We start from the raw sequence: 15,940 nt of genomic DNA, 5'->3' as shown, positions 1-15,940 counted from the left end.
GGATAAGGAGTGAAAAGAGTGAACCTGGATCTTAAACTGCAGAAACATGCTGAACACCGTCCCGAAAGTCCTGCGATCGGGTGGGATACCGGAGAGCTCACTTATCGGCAGCTAAATGAACGTATACAGAAACTGGCCAACCGGTTCATGGAGCGGGGGATCGGTCCGGGAGACAAGGTGGCCATCATCCTGGAGAACAGTCCCGAATTGGTCATTAGCTATTACGCAAGTATGCGTGCAGGCGTCATTAATGTACCGGTCAATCCTTCCCTTGCTTCCAGGGAGTATGGCGTCATTTTAAATGACTGCAGGCCGAAACTGATCATCACGGAAATCAAGATCGTGGAGAAAGTGAAAAACAGCGGACTTGACTGGCCGGTGGAACTGATCGTGACCGGTCCGGACTTTGACCGCTATATCGATCAGGGAGGTGCCGCCCCTGGTAACCATTATCAGGAAGACTGCACGATACTCTATACATCCGGAACAACAGGCGTTCCAAAAGGAGCCGTTCTGACGCATGACAATCTGTATATCAATGCGGATGTGTTCGGACGCAATCTCGGACTTACTGATCGGGACAGGACGCTGATTGTGGCGCCGCTCACACATATCGCCGCCCAGAGCAATCTGCTCAATCCGACCCTTATCAGCGGCGGCTACTGTTACTTGCTGAAACGCTGGAAGTCGACTGTCGAGACACTCGGTAAAATGGAAAAAAAGCGCATTACCTACTTTTTTGGGCCGCCTACGATGATCACCTATATCCTGAACGAACCCGCTCTGGTCGATTACGACCTGAAGCTGAGATTGACCTATACCGGGGCCGCGCCGTTGCCTGAAGAAATTTTTCAGCGGTGGACAGAGCGATTCGGCTTTGAAATTGTTGAAGGGTATGGACTCACGGAAACATCACCGGTCGTCTGCATGAATCCGGCGGTCGGAAAAAAGAAGCTGAGAAGCGTCGGGCTACCGATCGAGGACGTTCAGGTCAAGATCATGAGTGAAGGGTTTGAAGAAGTTCCGCCTGGCACACCAGGTGAGCTCGTTGTCAAAGGGCCGAATGTGATGAAAGGATACTACAAACGTGAAGAAGAAAACCGGAAAGCGTTCCGGGATGGCTGGTTTAAAACAGGTGATGTCGCCATGAAGGATGACGAGGGCTATATCTATATCATCGACCGTAAAAAAGATCTGATCATCCGCTCAGGTTTCAACGTTTATCCGCGTGAGGTGGAAGAAGTGCTGTATATGCATCCGGCCATCCTCGAAGCTGCAGTCATCGGAACCCCGCATCCCGAAAAAGGGGAAACAGTGGTCGCCGTGCTGACCCTCAGGGACGGCTATGGTGAATCGGTTGTTGAAAAGCTGGAGCACTTCTGCAGGGAGCGGCTGGCGTCTTATAAAGTGCCTTCGGAGTTCAGGGTGGTTGCAGAGTTCCCAAAGACCAACTCGGGGAAAATCATGAAAGCGAAACTGAAGGAAGTCATGGTCTGACTTTAAATGTAAGCGCTTAACTAATGAAAAGGGGCGTGAAGAATTTGAAAAAGTGGTCACTCGGGGGAGTACTCCTCATGTTTTCTTTGGTTGCTGCAGGTTGTGTGGAACAGTCGGGCGGAGCGGACTCAGCGGATTCCGTTTCAGCAGAAAGTGATGAAAAAATTGTCCTGACATTATCTTCAGGGCTCAGTACGGCCAATGGCTGGTGGGAAGGATACTTCGTGCCGTGGATGGAGGAAGTTGAGGAACGGACAGACGGCCGTGTGGAATTCGAGCACTATGCCAACCAGGAACTGATTCCGATCAACGAAGAACTGCAAGCGCTGGAGAACGGGGCCATCGATATTGCCGCTCCTCTTTGGACGCAGTATGACCCTCAACGTTTTCCGCTCAGCGAAGTGACGATGCTGCCATTGCTGGAATCCGATACGATGATCGCAACCAAGGCATACGGCGAACTGGTCAAGAGCGATCATGAGCTGGCAGACGGCCAAACCTTCAATGAAATGGAGTTCAGCAGCCGTGGACTGAAGGTGTTCGCGACTCCGACAACTGCTGAATATGTCATTTCCACCAAAGATGTAGCTTTGGACACGGCAGCAGATTTAAAGAAGCTCTCTCTGCGATCTCCGACACGCGTACATGAGATCTTTGCAAACAATGTAGGCATCAGTTCCATCTCGATGCCGTCCACTGAAATGTTCGACGCGATTAACCGGGGTGCGTTCCACGGCAGCTTCTTCAGTGTTGCGGACTGGACAGGGTACGGGATGCAGGAAGTCTTCAATTATACGTTTGAAGGTGTGAATCTGGGCCACTTCGCGGGTATGTGGGCGATGACCGAAGAAACATGGAACTCTATTCCTGAAGATATTCAGAAAATCATGGAAGAAGCATCGTATGAACAGATTCCGAAAGGCGCTCAGGTCTGGATGGATCGCGCAGAGAAAATCCGTACGGAAGCCGAAGCGAATGGAGCCGTCTTTGAAAAAATGGACGATGTTGATGAAGAGGCACAGCAATTGCTTGTTCAGGGGATTGAAGACACTTGGATTGAGTGGATTGAAGAGTTGGAGGGGAATGGACAGCCCGGCAAGGAAATGGCTATTCTTTGGAGGGATTTGGTAATCGAACAGGGCGGGACTGTTCCTGAAGCCATCATGGAACTGGAATAAGCAATCGTAAGGGGGAATCTGGGGGAGCCGGGGCTCCCTCTTTTCCTAAACAAGCTAAACAAGATAGAAAAGAGGTGTTCAGATGAGCCTTGGGATTTTTTATATCATCATGCTGGTTTTGTTCCTTGTGCTTCTGTTCGCAGGCATGCATATTCACGCCGTTCTGTTGAGCATGGGGGTCATTGGCATCATCATGCTGGAGGGGCCAGGTTATATCACATCGTTTCTGCAGAGCAACCCGTATAAAGTGGTTGCCAGTTACACACTGACAACCATCCCGCTGTTCGTATTGATGGCGCAGTTCATCGTCCAGTCGGGTATCGTCAGGGATATGTACGCCCTAGTGTATAAGTTTTCAAAAGGGAAATCCGGATTTCTTGGGGCGCTCACAGTCATTATCGGGGCATTTCTCGGAGCCGTCTCAGGCTCAACGACGGGTTCATCGGCAGCGCTCGGCCAGGTCGCGGTACCGGAACTGCGGAGGCACGGCTTCCGGGACGTAACGGCCGGCTCGACGATTGCAGCTGCCGGGTCACTTTCAGGAATCATCCCGCCGAGCATCATTCTGATCCTATACGGTGTTGTGACAGAAACACCGATCGGATCCCTCTTTATTGCAGCGATTGTTCCGGGCATCATGATGACGATCGTGATTATCGGGGTTATGCTCTATTTCCATAAGACGGACAAGAGAAAGCCGCTGCCTAAAGTGGATGAAGAGATTGAGGCGGGAGAAATCCAGCCACTGACCCCGTTGCGTGCAGGGTTTGTCGTCTTGGTCGGTGCCGTAATTGTTACGGTCATTTTCGGAGGTATCTACTCAGGGGTCTTCACTCCAACCGAGGCCGGGGCAGTCGGCGCATTTTTGGGCTTCCTCACTGCGCTTGTACTGGGCAAGGTCAACAAGAAGTTCTATGTCGAGTCGATTACGGAAACCGTCAAGATTACATCAATGGTGCTGCTGATCATGGTGACCGCACAGATTTTCGGCAGGTTTATAACGGTATCCAAGCTGCCGAGAGAGTTGATCAATGCGCTGGGACCGATGATTGAATATCCGGTTCTCATTTTGGTCTTGCTGTCCCTGATTTACTTTATCCTATTTATGTTCATCGAGGGCGGTGCGGTTATCATCATGGCGACTCCTGTGCTATTGCCGATTGTCCAAGAGATCAACGTGGACATTTTATGGTTCGGCATTCTGGTATCCGTTATCTGTACAATCGGACTGCTTACGCCTCCGGTCGGCTTAAGTGTATTCGCGGTCTCTGGGGTAACAGGGATTTCGATTGAAAGACTGTTTGGCAGATCGATGATCTTCGCAGTTGTTCTGGCACTGGTGGTGTGCAGTCTGATGATTGCCTTCCCGGCGATGGTGACCTGGCTGCCTAATCTGATGTGACAGCTTTAGGAGAGGAGGAAGATTATGCGCACTGTCGATCAGGCTTATCGTGCCTTTCATTATGTGAAATATGCTGGGCTGCTGCTTAGCGGAACGACAATATTTATCATGATGGCGTTTATCGTCATTGATGTGGTGACCAGAAATCTGATGGGCTCCAGTGTATTCGGAAGTTATGAAATCACCCAGTATTTTCTGATGCCGCTGGCGTTCTTTCCGGCACTGGCCTACGCGTACGGCTCCGGAATCATGCCGAAGCTTGAGATGTTCACGAAACGTCTTAAACAGATTTCACAGCGGAATATCTCCATTCTCATGATGGGGATTGAACTTGTTCTTTTCGGTCTGCTGACTTTTTACGGATGGCAATATGCACTTGCCGGCACGCGGGAACAGCTTGGCTTCAGCATGAAGGGCGGGATTGTCCCCTATTATCCGATCCTGTACTTTATCCCGCTCGGATTCCTTTTGCTATCTATTGAGATTCTCTTTCTGATCATCAAGAGCTTCGGTCAGAAAGAGCCGGTTCTTGAGACGACAGAACTGGATCTCTGAGGCTGAAGAATATAAATGAAAAGCGAGGAATCATCAATGAAGAATGTTTATATTTTGGATGGTGCGAGGACACCCTTCGGTTCATTCGGAGGAAGTCTGAAAGATATTGAAGTGTCGGATTTGGGAGCGGTTGCGGCTAAAGCGGCGATTGAGCGATCCGGAATTCCAGCTGAGGAGCTGGAACAGGCTTTTTTCGGTAACGTCATTCATTCAAGTGAGAATGCTCCGTATCTGGCGCGCCATGTGGCACTGAAATCCGGCGTGCCTCAAGAGTCACCGGCACTGACGGTGAACAGGCTGTGCGGCTCGGGACTCCAGGCTGCCATCAGTGCATCACAGGCCATCCGGCTGGATGAAGCGAATGGGGTGATTGCGGGCGGCGCAGAAAACATGTCGATGACTCCTCATGTCGTGAGGGACCTTCGTTTTAAAACAATCAAAATGGGCGTTCCGCATTTTGAGGACGTGCTGAGCAGCACATTGTCGGACCCTTACATCGGTCTTGGCATGGGCATCACTGCTGAAAACCTGGCAGAGAAGTATGAGATCAGCCGCGGTGAACAGGAAGAATTTGCGCTGATGAGCCAGCAGAGGGCGGCTGAAGCACAAGGAAAAGGACGTTTTAATAAAGAAATGATCCCGGTCGGGGGGAAGAACGGAGAATTTCTTCTAGCAGAAGATGAATATATTAAACCTGATGCCAATCTGGAGAAGATGAAAAAACTCCGGCCCGCTTTCAAAAAAGATGGCAGTGTAACGGCAGCCACATCCAGCGGAATCAATGACGGTGCCGCAGCCCTAGTCATGGGAGATGATGTCCTCGTTGAACGGCATGGAAGGAAGCCTCTCGCAAAAGTCGTTTCCTGGGGAATCAGCGGAGTCGATCCTAGGATCATGGGGATCGGTCCCGTTCCAGCAACCAGGCAGGCACTGAAGCGTGCAGGGCTGGAGATGTCTGATATCGATCTGATTGAGATCAATGAAGCCTTTGCTGTACAGGTGCTGGCCGTCCAGAGAGAACTCGGCTTCGAGGTGGACCGGCTGAATGTCAACGGCGGAGCGATTGCACTGGGCCATCCTGTGGGAGCCAGCGGAGCGAGGCTGTTGCTTACTCTTGCTTATGAACTGAGGGAGCAAGGGAAGCGCTATGGGCTGGCCAGTCTTTGCTGCGGCGGCGGGCAAGGGGTCTCTATGGTGATTGAAAACCAGGAATATTAATGCGTTCAGTTCAGGAGGTTCGGCGAATCAAGCCGGCCTTCTTTTTGTATGAATTTTACATCGGAATTTAATTGAGAATACTCAGTATCGGAAAATTCCATTGACTCTTGTCGAATTATGCCGGTAAAATCATGTAAGCCGTCTGCTATTTTAATTGCCGAATTCACTGGTTGAAGCGTTGCATGGGCTTGTTAAGAAAGAGAGGGGAACTAGCGTGACTGAAAAGAAAAAAAGGCGTTTTGAGATGCCGGATGCTTTTGTCATCATCTTCGGGATTCTCGTATTGGCAGTACTGATGACGTATATTTTGCCCGCGGGGGAATTCCAGCGGGAAGAAGTGGACGGCCGCAATGTGGTCATCGAAGGCACTTACGAAAGGATTGAAAATGAGCCGACCTCACTGCTGTCGACATTCACGTCGATCCAGCAGGGGCTGATTGATTCCGCTCCGATCATCTTCATGGTTCTGATCATTGGGGGCGCGGTCGGAGTGATCGAGCACACCGGGGCGATCAATTCTGGAGTCAACGCCCTGATCAGCCGGACGAAAAACCAGCAGTATCTGCTGGTTGCCGCGTTTATCGCGATATTTGCCGTGCTGGATTTTGTCGGCATCAGCGGCAATGCGATCATTGCGTTTATCCCGATCGGCATCGTGCTGGCGAGGGCGCTTAATCTTGATCCGATCGTCGGGGTTGCAATGGTGTACCTCGGGCAGTACGTTGGGGTTGCTACGGGAACGTTCGACCCGGTCATCACCGGACTTGCGCAGTCGATTGCGGAGCTCGAGCTGTTTTCCGGCTGGCACCTCCGACTGATCGCCTTCTTTATTCTCCTGGCGATCACGATGACCTATATCTTGCTGTATGTAAAACGCATTAACAAGGACCGCTCAAAGAGCCTGTTGTCGTTTGAGGAGACCGGGGAGCCGGTGAAGGAGTCCGGGGAGAAGTTCGGGCCGTTTACGGGGCGGCACAAACTCGTCCTGCTGACAGCGCTCGCCTTTATGGCAACCTTCATCTTTGGGGTGTTCCAGTTTGAATGGAGCACGAATGAGCTCGCCGGTATTTTCATCATGATGTCAATAGCGGCAGCGCTTGTCGGCGGTATCCGGATGAATGAATATGTTCATGTGTTCATCAAGGGAGCCCAGGGCATCGTCTACGGTGCGCTTGTTATCGGCCTTGCCCGTGCGGTGGTGGTCGTCCTCGAAAATGGGAAGGTGCTCGACACAATTGTCAACGCGGCCTTCCAGCCGATGGCGCAGCTGCCGATGTTCCTGGCTGCGGAAGCGATGTTCATCTTCAACCTGCTCTTCAACCTGATCATCACATCCGGCACCGGACAGGCTGCAATCGTCATGCCGTTCATGGTGCCGCTTGCGGACATGCTCGATATCACGCGCCAGACGGCAGTGCTCTCATTTAAACTCGGTGACGGGACGACGAACATCATCGCGCCGACCTCGGGTGTCCTGATGGCGGTCCTTGCCGTCGGTAAGGTCCCGTATTCGAAATGGTTCAAGTTTGTCCTGCCGCTCGTTCTCATGTGGACGGTTGTCGGAATTATCATGGTCGCAGTTGCCGTCATGACGGGCTATCAATAAGAGATTAGGGGAGGACGGTCTTCGTTCTCCCTGTTCGATTTTAAAAGGAGTGATCGGAATGGATGATGTGCTGAAGTTCATGGAAGACCACCGCGAAGACATCCTGGAGGATATCCGTTACCTGGTGGAGGCGGATTCCCCTTCTTTGGATAAGGAACGGAGCGACCGGTGCGGGGAGAGGATTCAGGAGCTTCTGGAGCGACATTTCGGGAAACGGGCGGAAGTGATTCCGGAGGCTGACTACGGAGATCATCTGAAGTTCGAGTACGGGGACGGGAAAGAGACGATCCTCATCTTGTCGCACTTTGATACAGTGTGGGATCCGGGTGAGATTGAATACCGGGTAGAGGACGATCTCGCATATGGACCCGGAATCCTTGATATGAAGGGCGGCCTCGTCCAGGCGATGTGGGCTCTGAAAGCGGTGAAGGAGCTCGGTCTGCCTCTTGATAAGAAGGTCGTCCATCTGTTCACGAGCGAGGAGGAGCTCAGCAGCCCGGTGTCCCGTCATGTGATCCGGCGCGTAGCCGAAGGAAGCAGCGCGGTGCTTGTCACCGAACCACCGGAAGTCGGGAGCGGCGCGCTGAAGACAGCCCGGAAAGGATCGGCCCGTTATACGATCCGCTTTACCGGACAGTCGGCACACTCAGGGAACAACCATCATGAAGGGGCGAGCGCGATCCGCGCGGCGGCCCGTGCAACGGAATACTTGGAGTCGCTGACTGATTACGATAAAGGAACGACACTGAACGTCGGGATGTTCCGGGGAGGCGGCAAGCTGAACGTTGTCTCCGACCAGGCGGAAATCGGCGTGGACGTACGGGCGACGACGATTGCGGAACAGGAGCGCATCGACGGGATCATCAAAGGGCTTGAGCCCTTCATGGAAAGGACGACACTTGAAGTCGGAGGTGGCATTTCCCGTCCGCCAATGGAGCGGACGGGAGGTACGGCGGAACTGTTCCGGCTGGCAAAGGAAGCCGGAGCGGAAATCGGCGTGCCACTTAAAGAAACATCCGTCGGCGGCGTGAGCGACGGCAACCTCACTGCGGCGATGGGCATTCCTACGATCGACGGCCTTGGAGCAGTCGGGGTCGGCATCCACGCCCGGAATGAACATATTGTCATCAGTGAGATTCCGAAACGCGCAGCAATTTTCGCGAAGATGCTGGTGAAAATCTGATAAAGAGGGGCGTCCAGGTGGGCGCCCTTTGTTCTGAAAAGGGGAGAGGCACTATGCAACTGCAGGAGAAAGTCGAGAGAATATTGGAAGGAACAGATGCTACATTCGGAGTATCGATCAAGCACCTCCAGTCAGGGGAAGAAGTGCGAATCCGTGCGGATGAACCGTTCCAGATGGCGAGCGTGTTTAAGGTGCCGATTGTGCTCACGCTGTTCGAGCAGGTGCATGAAGGCCAGATCGACCTGACGACACGAATCGCACTCACAGAGGAGGACCGGGTGCCGGGTTCGGGCATATTGCAGGAGCTCGACCCCGGCCTGCCGGTAACGATCAAAGACCTGGCGACCCTCATGACGATCGTGAGTGATAACATGGCGACCGATGTCCTTCTTGGGATGCTCGGAAAGGATGCTGTCGGGGATACGATGAGAAGGCTCGGTGCTGAAAATATCTCTATCGTGCACTCTTGCTGGGAACTGCTGAGCCTTGCGGTCGGAATGGAGCCGGCTCCCTACAGCGAGGAATCTTGGAAGAAGCTAACGGAGCGGCTGGAGCTGGACGTGGATGAAGATCCCGGGCGGGGAAATTGGGTGATGAGGAAGGACCAGGAAAACAACGTGTGCACACCCGATACCATGACGGGCCTGCTGGTGAAACTGGCAGAGGGGGCGTTTATCAATCCAGCGGTTTCGGAGGCGGTCCTCGACATTCTCTACCGACAGCAGCTGAATGACAGAATCCCTGCCAGACTTCCTTCAGGAACGCGTGTCGCCCATAAAACCGGCACGATCGCTTCCGCTGTGAATGATTCCGGCATTATCGAGCTGCCCGGCGGAAAAGGGCCGCTCATCATCAGCATTTTCTCAGCGGGAAACGAGACGACCCAAGGCGGGGAAGCGATGATCGCCCGTATTGCCGAAGCTGCCTATCAGCATTTCACGGAGTGACAAATCATATAACTGGAGAAGCAGCTGCTATGGCTGCTTCTTTTTGATAGTGGAAAGGGGAATGGAGATGGTCGTCTGGACAGAAGAGGATGTGCGGATCGAATCGGGGGTTTGGCCTAAAGATGAAAATGTCCTAGTAATGGTTGACCATACGGGAAGACACCGATACCGGCTAAGCGTGACTTGGGAGACAGGTAAGCCCGAGTGCCTGTTCATTATGCTGAATCCGAGCACGGCGGATGCGGGAAAGCCTGACTCGACGATGAACCAGTGCATGAACATTGCCAAGCACCAGGGCTTCGGGGCCCTTGAAGTCGTCAATCTCTATTCATTCAGGACGAAAAGTCCTCAAGTGCTTTTTGGCTCGGATGACCGTCATCATCCCCAGAATGACCAGCACTTGGCGGATGCGATCGGAAACGCCCGGCTAGTCATTGTTGCGTGGGGGCAGCATGGCGGAGAGGAAGGAAGGGATCAGGTGGTCCTCGATATGATTCGGGAAGCCGGAAAAACACCGTTCTGCCTGGGGACAACAAAAAACGGAATGCCCAAGCACCCGCTCTTCTTAAAGTCCAATACGCCCCTCATTGAATATAGACGCTGACCGGTCATGAAACGCAATCCGATTATCCGTTTCCTGATGCAAATCGGGCGGATGAACGAACAGCTTTCCGAAGGAGCAAGCGCGAAGAAACAGGCGAATGGATCAACCAGGGAAATGACTGGGAAGAAGACTGGGTCTGGGTCGACAGTGACAAGGCCAAGTGGCTGTACAGAATCTGTTACATCAACATTCATAAACGCGAAGACGGCCACGACTTCATCATCTCCTGGGAGCGCGATCCGGATGCCGATCACGTCCATGAGTTTGCCTATCGCCACATCGACCAAACCATCGCCACCTGGTCCAGGTATTACAGTCAAAAAGGGAAACTAACATTGAGCCGGGAAGTGGAAGATAAGAAGCGGGAGGGCAACGCGTGGTTGTAAGTGGGACACTAAATAAAAACTGCAGACAAAGCGAATTTCTTCGCCTTGTCTGCAGCCGGACGCGCATCTCCCGAGAGGTGCGCGTATTTCTATTCGAAAACTTACTGCCCCTTCACCAATTCCCCGTCTTTCAGGACAGTCAGGATGTTGTCGGGATTGGATAGGGAATTGATATCTTCCAGCGGGTTGCCTTTTGCAATGATGATGTCTGCAAGCTTGCCTTCTTCGAGCGTACCCACTTTGTCCTCCCAGCCCATGCATGCTGCAGCAGACTTGGTGGAGGCGACGATGGCGTCCATCGGGGTCATGCCGCAGTCGACCATGAGGCTGAGTTCGCGCAAGTTGGTGCCGTGCTTGAATACGCCGGCGTCGGTGCCCATCGCGATGTTCACGCCTGCCTGGTAGGCCTTTGCGAAGCTGGCTTGATGGGCTTCGATGACTTCGGCGGATTGCTCGAAGGCCGACTGAGGCATGCCGACTTCTTCCGCGGTTTCCAGAACGGCGACCGGAGCCAGCAAGGTCGGTACGAGATATGTTCCGTTTTCTTTCATCAGTTCGATCGCTTCGTCATCCAGATAGATGCCGTGTTCAATGGAGTGGACGCCCGCACGTACTGCGTTCTTGATGCCTTCCGCGCCCTGGGCATGGGCCATCACCTTTACGCCATTGCGGAAACGGGCTTCTTCGACGATTGCCGAGAGTTCCTCGAACGAGTACTGTGTGAACTCGGGGTGATCGGTCGGGCTGAGGACGCCGCCTGTGGCATGTACTTTGATGACTTCCGCTCCGGCACGCAGCATTTCACGTGTTTTCTTGCGGACTTCATCGACGCCATCAGCGATTCCATTCGGCATGCCGCGGTAGCCGGAAGGAGAGATGTCGAACACATCGCCGTTCAGCTGCATACCGTCGCCGTGGCCGCCTGTGATGGTGAGGGCATTGATGCTGACCTGGACTCGCGGTCCTTGGATCAGCCCGTCTTCGATGGCGCGCTTGACGCCGAGGTCGGTCCCGAGTGCATCCCGGACACTGGTCACGCCAGCGTTGAGTGTCGTTTTCATGTACGCCATCGCCTGATAGAACATGTAGCTGAATGGTGTCGTCAGCCGCTGCTGGAGCGGTGCGTATTCAAACATCATATGGACGTGCGTGTCGATGAATCCCGGAAGGACAGTGTTGCCTTCCGCATCGATGACCGTCTCGTCTCCGGTTCTCGAATAGCCCGAAGCGTCCCCGATGTAGTCGATTTTGTTGTCCTTTACGACAACGATTCCCTGGCGCGGCTCGCTGCCGGTACCGTCGATGATTTGTCCGTTTTCGATGATGGTCGTAGTCATTAAGAATTCCTCCAATTATAAGAATGAAACGAGTATGCCTGCGATGAAGACCGAGGCAACGGTGACCGTCGTAAATCCGCCGATCAGCATCGGGGTCAGCAATTCGTTGAAGATGAGTTTTTCCTCATCCTTTGTCCGGGCCGTGCTTCTTGCGACTTCTTCACACAGCAGGTAATCCCCTGGGAAGCCGAACAGTGCCGTGAGTGCAACCGGCATCCCTTTAAGCGGATCCCATTTGACGAGTTTCGCGCCTACATATCCGCCGAGCGCGATTCCGGCTGTTCCGAGGATGATGATCGCAGCAACTGCCGGAAGCTGCTTCATGACATCCTGAGGGGAGACACCTGCCATGGAACCAATAACGACGAACATGATGCCGACCAGTGTCAGTGTGAACGAGTTCGCCTTCACGAGGGATTCCTGCTCGAGGAAGCCGATTTTTGCGCCGATGATACCGAACACGAGGCACCAGATACTATAGTTGATCGGTGTGATAGAACCGAGGACAACGCCAAGCGCCCCGACAACGAAGACGAGGAACAGCCGGATTGTCATACTGGAGCGCACCGGCCCGAGTTTCTTGGTTTCCTCAAGTTCTTCTACAAGCTGGGCGTTCATCGGCGTAAATGTACCGTCATCGATTTTGCCGAGCAGCCGTTTAGCGTAGGAACGCATGAAGTTCAGGGCGAGCGGCATACCGATCAGGCCCTGGAACGCTACGATCAGTGCGGGGATCAGGGCAACCGTTCCAAGATCCAATTCCTTCAGTTTTTCGGTCGTGATGATCATCGCCACCACGCCGCCGCTGATCGGTCCCATGCCCGCTACCGCTGTCTCGAAGTTAAAGACAAACGGAATGATTGTGAAGATCAGGATGGCTGCCACAACAACGCCGGCCAACGAGATCACGACCGCGCGGTATTGCTCCCTGAGGACCTTCATCGGGATGAGTGTCCCCATATGGACAATGGCCGGCCCGATCAGAATGGCGCCAAGCGCGGCGAACTGGGAGCTTTCCAGAATATTTTCCGGGAAGATGCCCGTCCAGGTGAGGATCATGAAGCCGACCATGGCGGTCAGCAGCATCGGAACGCGTGCACGCGATACGATTGAGAGCCACTCACCGAATGCGATCAGTGCAAAAACGAGTACAGTGGCAACAAGTGGAGAGTGTATGATTTCTGACATAATGAGTCCTTCTTTCCAAACTAAATTCATTGCGCCAACCGGGTTGGCTTATTCAATGAACTGATTCTACAGAAAATAAGGAAGAATAGTCAATAGAATTTTTAGAAATATATCGGATTTTGTATATATGTTTTTAATGAGCGGAGTGAAAAGTCTTGCTGTTCAAAGGGTTAGAGGATAAGCAAGAGTTTGAAAGTAAAACAATATTTATTCTTAGAAAGAATAGTGGAGGCGCTTTCAATGTTTTTTTGTGACAATAGCTGCCAATTATAGAGACAGAAGAAACGGCACCGGAAATCCATCCGATGCCGCTTTCTGATTTAAATAAAGAGATTGATTTCGTCAGTCGTTTCTGGGAAAAGGTCAAATGACGAAACTGCGGTCACGAATGACGAAATTACATCCCGGAATGATGTAATTGGGACAACGAGTGTTCCCGGACAAAAGCTTCCATCCGGTCCATGGCTTTCACCAGATTCTCCATGGAGTTGGCATAGGAGATCCGGATATGGCCTTCGCCGTAAGATGTGAACGAGCTGCCCGGTACGACAGCGACATGTTGACGGTCCAGCAGCTGTTCGGCGAATTCATATGAAGTCAGGCCGGTCCCTTTAATCGATGGAAACAGATAGAAAGCCCCGTCGGGTTGTTCGACTTCGAGCCCCATCTGCCGGAGACGGCCCATGACATAGTTACGGCGCTCGATATACTGTTTGTTCATCTCTCCCGGTGCATCCCTGCAGTGATCGAGCGCTTCGATCGCGGCATACTGGCCCGGCAGGGAAGCGCAGATCGTGCTGGAAAGGTGGACTTTCAGGATCTGCTCCATGATCTCCCGAGATCCCAGCGTAAATCCGATCCGCCACCCGGTCATGGCATGTGATTTGGATAGGCCGTGGATCAGGATGAGCCTGTCCCGGATCTCGGGGTAGGAGGCAAAGGAAATATGGCCGTCTCCGTAGGTGTTTTCACTGTAGATCTCGTCTGAGACGACCCACAATTTATGTTTGCTGAGGACCCCGATCAACCCATCCATCGCTTCGCGAGTGAGGGTGACGCCTGTCGGGTTGGAAGGGTAGTTGAAGATCACCGCTTTTGTGCGGGAGGTGATCAGCGCCTCCAAAGCCTGAGCATCCGGTTGGAAACCGGTTTCGGATGTATCCAGGTAAACAGGTGTTGCCCCGGCCAAACGAATAACCGGCCCATACCCGGAATAGATCGGGGCGGGAAGGATCACTTCATCGCCTTCATTTAATAATGTGCGGAGTGTCGAGTCGATTCCTTCGCTCGCCCCGTTGGTAATGACGATTTCAGTATCAGAATCGTAGTGGAACCCGTATTTCTCATTGAAAAATGCCGATACGCTTTCGCGCAGTGCCTGGAGACCGGCATTGTGTGAGTAGCCGGTCCGGTTGTCATTGATGGCGCTGATCGCAGCTTGCTTGACCCGCTCCGGTGTCGCGAAGTCCGGTTCACCGATCGTCAGGTTGATCCCGTCGGGAATCTGCGCCACCCTGTTTGCAAATACCCGTACGCCGGGTGTGCTGATTTCCAGCGCTTTCTCGTTTAATCCGTGCAGTTTATCCTTCATTTGAAATCCGACCTTCCGCAGTTTTTATTTCCTTGTTGAAAGCTGTGGTTTTTTAATAAAAACGAATTGACAATCAATTTTGGGTCAAGTAACCTTGTTTTAAAGTTTTATAAGTATACACAAATACTAATATATATTATATGCAGAAGAAAGAGAAAATCGGATTTTCAATCTATTAATAGTGATGAGGGAGTCAGGATGAAAATAAAACAGCTTAGATTTGCTTGGATAACGGCCGTTCTTTCATTAACTGTGCTTGTGGCAGGCTGCAGCCAATCCGACCAGGCGGAAGCCGACAGCGACCAGGTCCGCCTGCAGTTCGGTCATGCCATCTCTTTGGATACACCTGCCGCGGAGCTGATTGAGGAAATGGCGGCGAATGTCGAGGAGCAGACAGAAGGGCGCGTGGCATTTGACCTTTATCCGAACAGCCAGTTGGGCTCTGAAACCGAGATGATCGAGCAAGTGCAGATCGGTTCGATGGATTCGGCCGCAATCATGGTCGGTACGATGCAATCAATGGATATCCGGATGGCCATCGAGGATTTGCCTTATATGTGGAAGGACACCGAGCATGCGCGTGCCGCCTATGATGGTGAATTCGGTGACTACCTCGGCGAAATCGTCTCAGGATATGGCCTCAAGAAAATCGGCTATCTGGAATGGGGGCAGCGGCATCTGACCAACAATGATGGGCCCGTCGTGAATCCGGAAGACCTGAAGGGCATGAAGATCCGGGTGGCGCAGTCGAGTCTGCGGATTGACGCATTCGAGCAGGTCGGCGCGTTGCCGACTGCGATGGCATTCAGCGAAGTGTACGGAGCGCTTCAGCAGGGGGTTCTGGATGCGCAGGAAAACCCTCTGGCGAATATCGTCGCCCCGAAGTTTGATGAAGTGCAGGACTACCTGTCTTTGACCGGTCATTTTTATAACACGGTCATGCTGTTCGTGAATGACGAGACATGGGCATCGATTTCCCCTGAAGACCAGGAGATCATTTTGGCCGAGACGGACAGGATCTCGAATGAAATCCGTGAGCGGAATGACGGGATGGAACAGGAATACCTCGATACGCTCGAGGAACGGGGCATGGAAATCAACGACAATGTCGATACGGAAGCGTTCCGTGAAGCCATGCTGCCGGTCTATGACAAATGGGAGAAGGAACATTTCGGAAGCGAACTGATGGACGTGTACCGTGCCGCTTCCGGCTGGTGAATAAACAGGCCGCCTGACCGGCGGAATCCC

13 protein-coding genes are annotated in these 15,940 nt (G+C 52.7%); 10 read left to right on the top strand and 3 right to left on the bottom strand.

The genetic code is table 11. The annotated features are described in order from the left end of the window. Positions 1-18 precede the first annotated feature (18 nt). From BMX91_RS03335 to BMX91_RS03295, 9 genes are all read left to right on the top strand, one after another. Entirely contained in the window at positions 19-1,497 is a 1,479-nt protein-coding gene (locus BMX91_RS03335; RefSeq protein ID WP_092049921.1) for a class I adenylate-forming enzyme family protein, read from the top strand. Positions 1,498-1,541: 44 nt separating this feature from the next. Beyond that, positions 1,542-2,675, top strand: a complete 1,134-nt coding sequence (dctP, locus tag BMX91_RS03330; RefSeq protein ID WP_177168247.1) for a TRAP transporter substrate-binding protein DctP — start codon at positions 1,542-1,544, stop codon at positions 2,673-2,675. Positions 2,676-2,757: 82 nt separating this feature from the next. Continuing rightward, positions 2,758-4,077, top strand: coding sequence for a TRAP transporter large permease (locus BMX91_RS03325; RefSeq protein WP_092049917.1), 1,320 nt, complete (start codon positions 2,758-2,760; stop codon positions 4,075-4,077). 24 nt (positions 4,078-4,101) lie between these two features. Next, complete coding sequence (locus tag BMX91_RS03320) at positions 4,102-4,632, top strand: TRAP transporter small permease (RefSeq protein ID WP_092049915.1); 531 nt, start codon at positions 4,102-4,104, stop codon at positions 4,630-4,632. A 36-nt stretch (positions 4,633-4,668) separates the two neighbouring features. Further along, positions 4,669-5,850 carry a thiolase family protein gene (locus BMX91_RS03315; RefSeq protein ID WP_092050765.1) on the top strand — a complete coding sequence of 394 codons (1,182 nt, stop codon included), beginning with the start codon at positions 4,669-4,671 and terminating at the stop codon, positions 5,848-5,850. A 214-nt stretch (positions 5,851-6,064) separates the two neighbouring features. After that, the gene (locus tag BMX91_RS03310) at positions 6,065-7,456 is read left to right on the top strand and encodes a YfcC family protein (RefSeq protein ID WP_245744221.1); all 1,392 of its coding nucleotides are present in this window, start codon (positions 6,065-6,067) and stop codon (positions 7,454-7,456) included. Positions 7,457-7,514: 58 nt separating this feature from the next. Continuing rightward, the gene (locus BMX91_RS03305) at positions 7,515-8,639 is read left to right on the top strand and encodes a M20 family metallopeptidase (protein ID WP_092049913.1); all 1,125 of its coding nucleotides are present in this window, start codon (positions 7,515-7,517) and stop codon (positions 8,637-8,639) included. A 53-nt stretch (positions 8,640-8,692) separates the two neighbouring features. Further along, positions 8,693-9,586: a serine hydrolase gene (locus BMX91_RS03300; RefSeq protein WP_092049911.1), complete on the top strand. Its 894-nt coding sequence runs from the start codon at positions 8,693-8,695 to the stop codon at positions 9,584-9,586. A gap of 67 nt (positions 9,587-9,653) precedes the next feature. After that, the gene (locus tag BMX91_RS03295; protein ID WP_177168246.1) at positions 9,654-10,190 is read left to right on the top strand and encodes a DUF1643 domain-containing protein; all 537 of its coding nucleotides are present in this window, start codon (positions 9,654-9,656) and stop codon (positions 10,188-10,190) included. 487 nt (positions 10,191-10,677) lie between these two features. Here BMX91_RS03295 and BMX91_RS03290 read toward each other — a convergent pair whose 3' ends face one another. The 3 genes from BMX91_RS03290 to BMX91_RS03280 all read right to left on the bottom strand — a co-directional run bounded on the left by BMX91_RS03290 (position 10,678) and on the right by BMX91_RS03280 (position 14,692). Beyond that, positions 10,678-11,913 carry a metal-dependent hydrolase family protein gene (locus tag BMX91_RS03290; RefSeq protein WP_092049907.1) on the bottom strand — a complete coding sequence of 412 codons (1,236 nt, stop codon included), beginning with the start codon at positions 11,911-11,913 and terminating at the stop codon, positions 10,678-10,680. Between the two features lie 15 nt (positions 11,914-11,928). Continuing rightward, the gene (locus BMX91_RS03285; protein WP_177168245.1) at positions 11,929-13,101 is read right to left on the bottom strand and encodes a hypothetical protein; all 1,173 of its coding nucleotides are present in this window, start codon (positions 13,099-13,101) and stop codon (positions 11,929-11,931) included. A 397-nt stretch (positions 13,102-13,498) separates the two neighbouring features. Beyond that, positions 13,499-14,692, bottom strand: a complete 1,194-nt coding sequence (locus tag BMX91_RS03280) for an aminotransferase class I/II-fold pyridoxal phosphate-dependent enzyme (RefSeq protein ID WP_092049905.1) — start codon at positions 14,690-14,692, stop codon at positions 13,499-13,501. Between the two features lie 198 nt (positions 14,693-14,890). Here BMX91_RS03280 and BMX91_RS03275 point away from each other — a divergent pair, with 198 nt between their 5' ends. Further along, entirely contained in the window at positions 14,891-15,910 is a 1,020-nt protein-coding gene (locus tag BMX91_RS03275; protein WP_092049903.1) for a DctP family TRAP transporter solute-binding subunit, read from the top strand. Positions 15,911-15,940: the final 30 nt, after the last annotated feature.

The sequence above is a fragment of the Bhargavaea ginsengi genome (genome assembly GCF_900109165.1).
Lineage (GTDB): Bacteria > Bacillota > Bacilli > Bacillales_A > Planococcaceae > Bhargavaea > Bhargavaea ginsengi.
This window is presented reverse-complemented; position numbering and strand designations above follow the sequence as displayed.

What these genes read in the sequence shown, in the direction of transcription:
- BMX91_RS03325 (WP_092049917.1), top strand. Translation starts at nt 2,758, where the DNA reads ATGAGCCTTGGGATTTTTTATATCATCATGCTGGTTTTGTTCCTTGTG.
- BMX91_RS03320 (WP_092049915.1), top strand. Translation starts at nt 4,102, where the DNA reads ATGCGCACTGTCGATCAGGCTTATCGTGCCTTTCATTATGTGAAATAT.
- BMX91_RS03315 (WP_092050765.1), top strand. Translation starts at nt 4,669, where the DNA reads ATGAAGAATGTTTATATTTTGGATGGTGCGAGGACACCCTTCGGTTCA.
- BMX91_RS03305 (WP_092049913.1), top strand. Translation starts at nt 7,515, where the DNA reads ATGGATGATGTGCTGAAGTTCATGGAAGACCACCGCGAAGACATCCTG.
- BMX91_RS03300 (WP_092049911.1), top strand. Translation starts at nt 8,693, where the DNA reads ATGCAACTGCAGGAGAAAGTCGAGAGAATATTGGAAGGAACAGATGCT.
- BMX91_RS03295 (WP_177168246.1), top strand. Translation starts at nt 9,654, where the DNA reads ATGGTCGTCTGGACAGAAGAGGATGTGCGGATCGAATCGGGGGTTTGG.
- BMX91_RS03290 (WP_092049907.1), bottom strand. Translation starts at nt 11,913, where the DNA reads ATGACTACGACCATCATCGAAAACGGACAAATCATCGACGGTACCGGC.
- BMX91_RS03285 (WP_177168245.1), bottom strand. Translation starts at nt 13,101, where the DNA reads ATGTCAGAAATCATACACTCTCCACTTGTTGCCACTGTACTCGTTTTT.
- BMX91_RS03280 (WP_092049905.1), bottom strand. Translation starts at nt 14,692, where the DNA reads ATGAAGGATAAACTGCACGGATTAAACGAGAAAGCGCTGGAAATCAGC.
- BMX91_RS03275 (WP_092049903.1), top strand. Translation starts at nt 14,891, where the DNA reads ATGAAAATAAAACAGCTTAGATTTGCTTGGATAACGGCCGTTCTTTCA.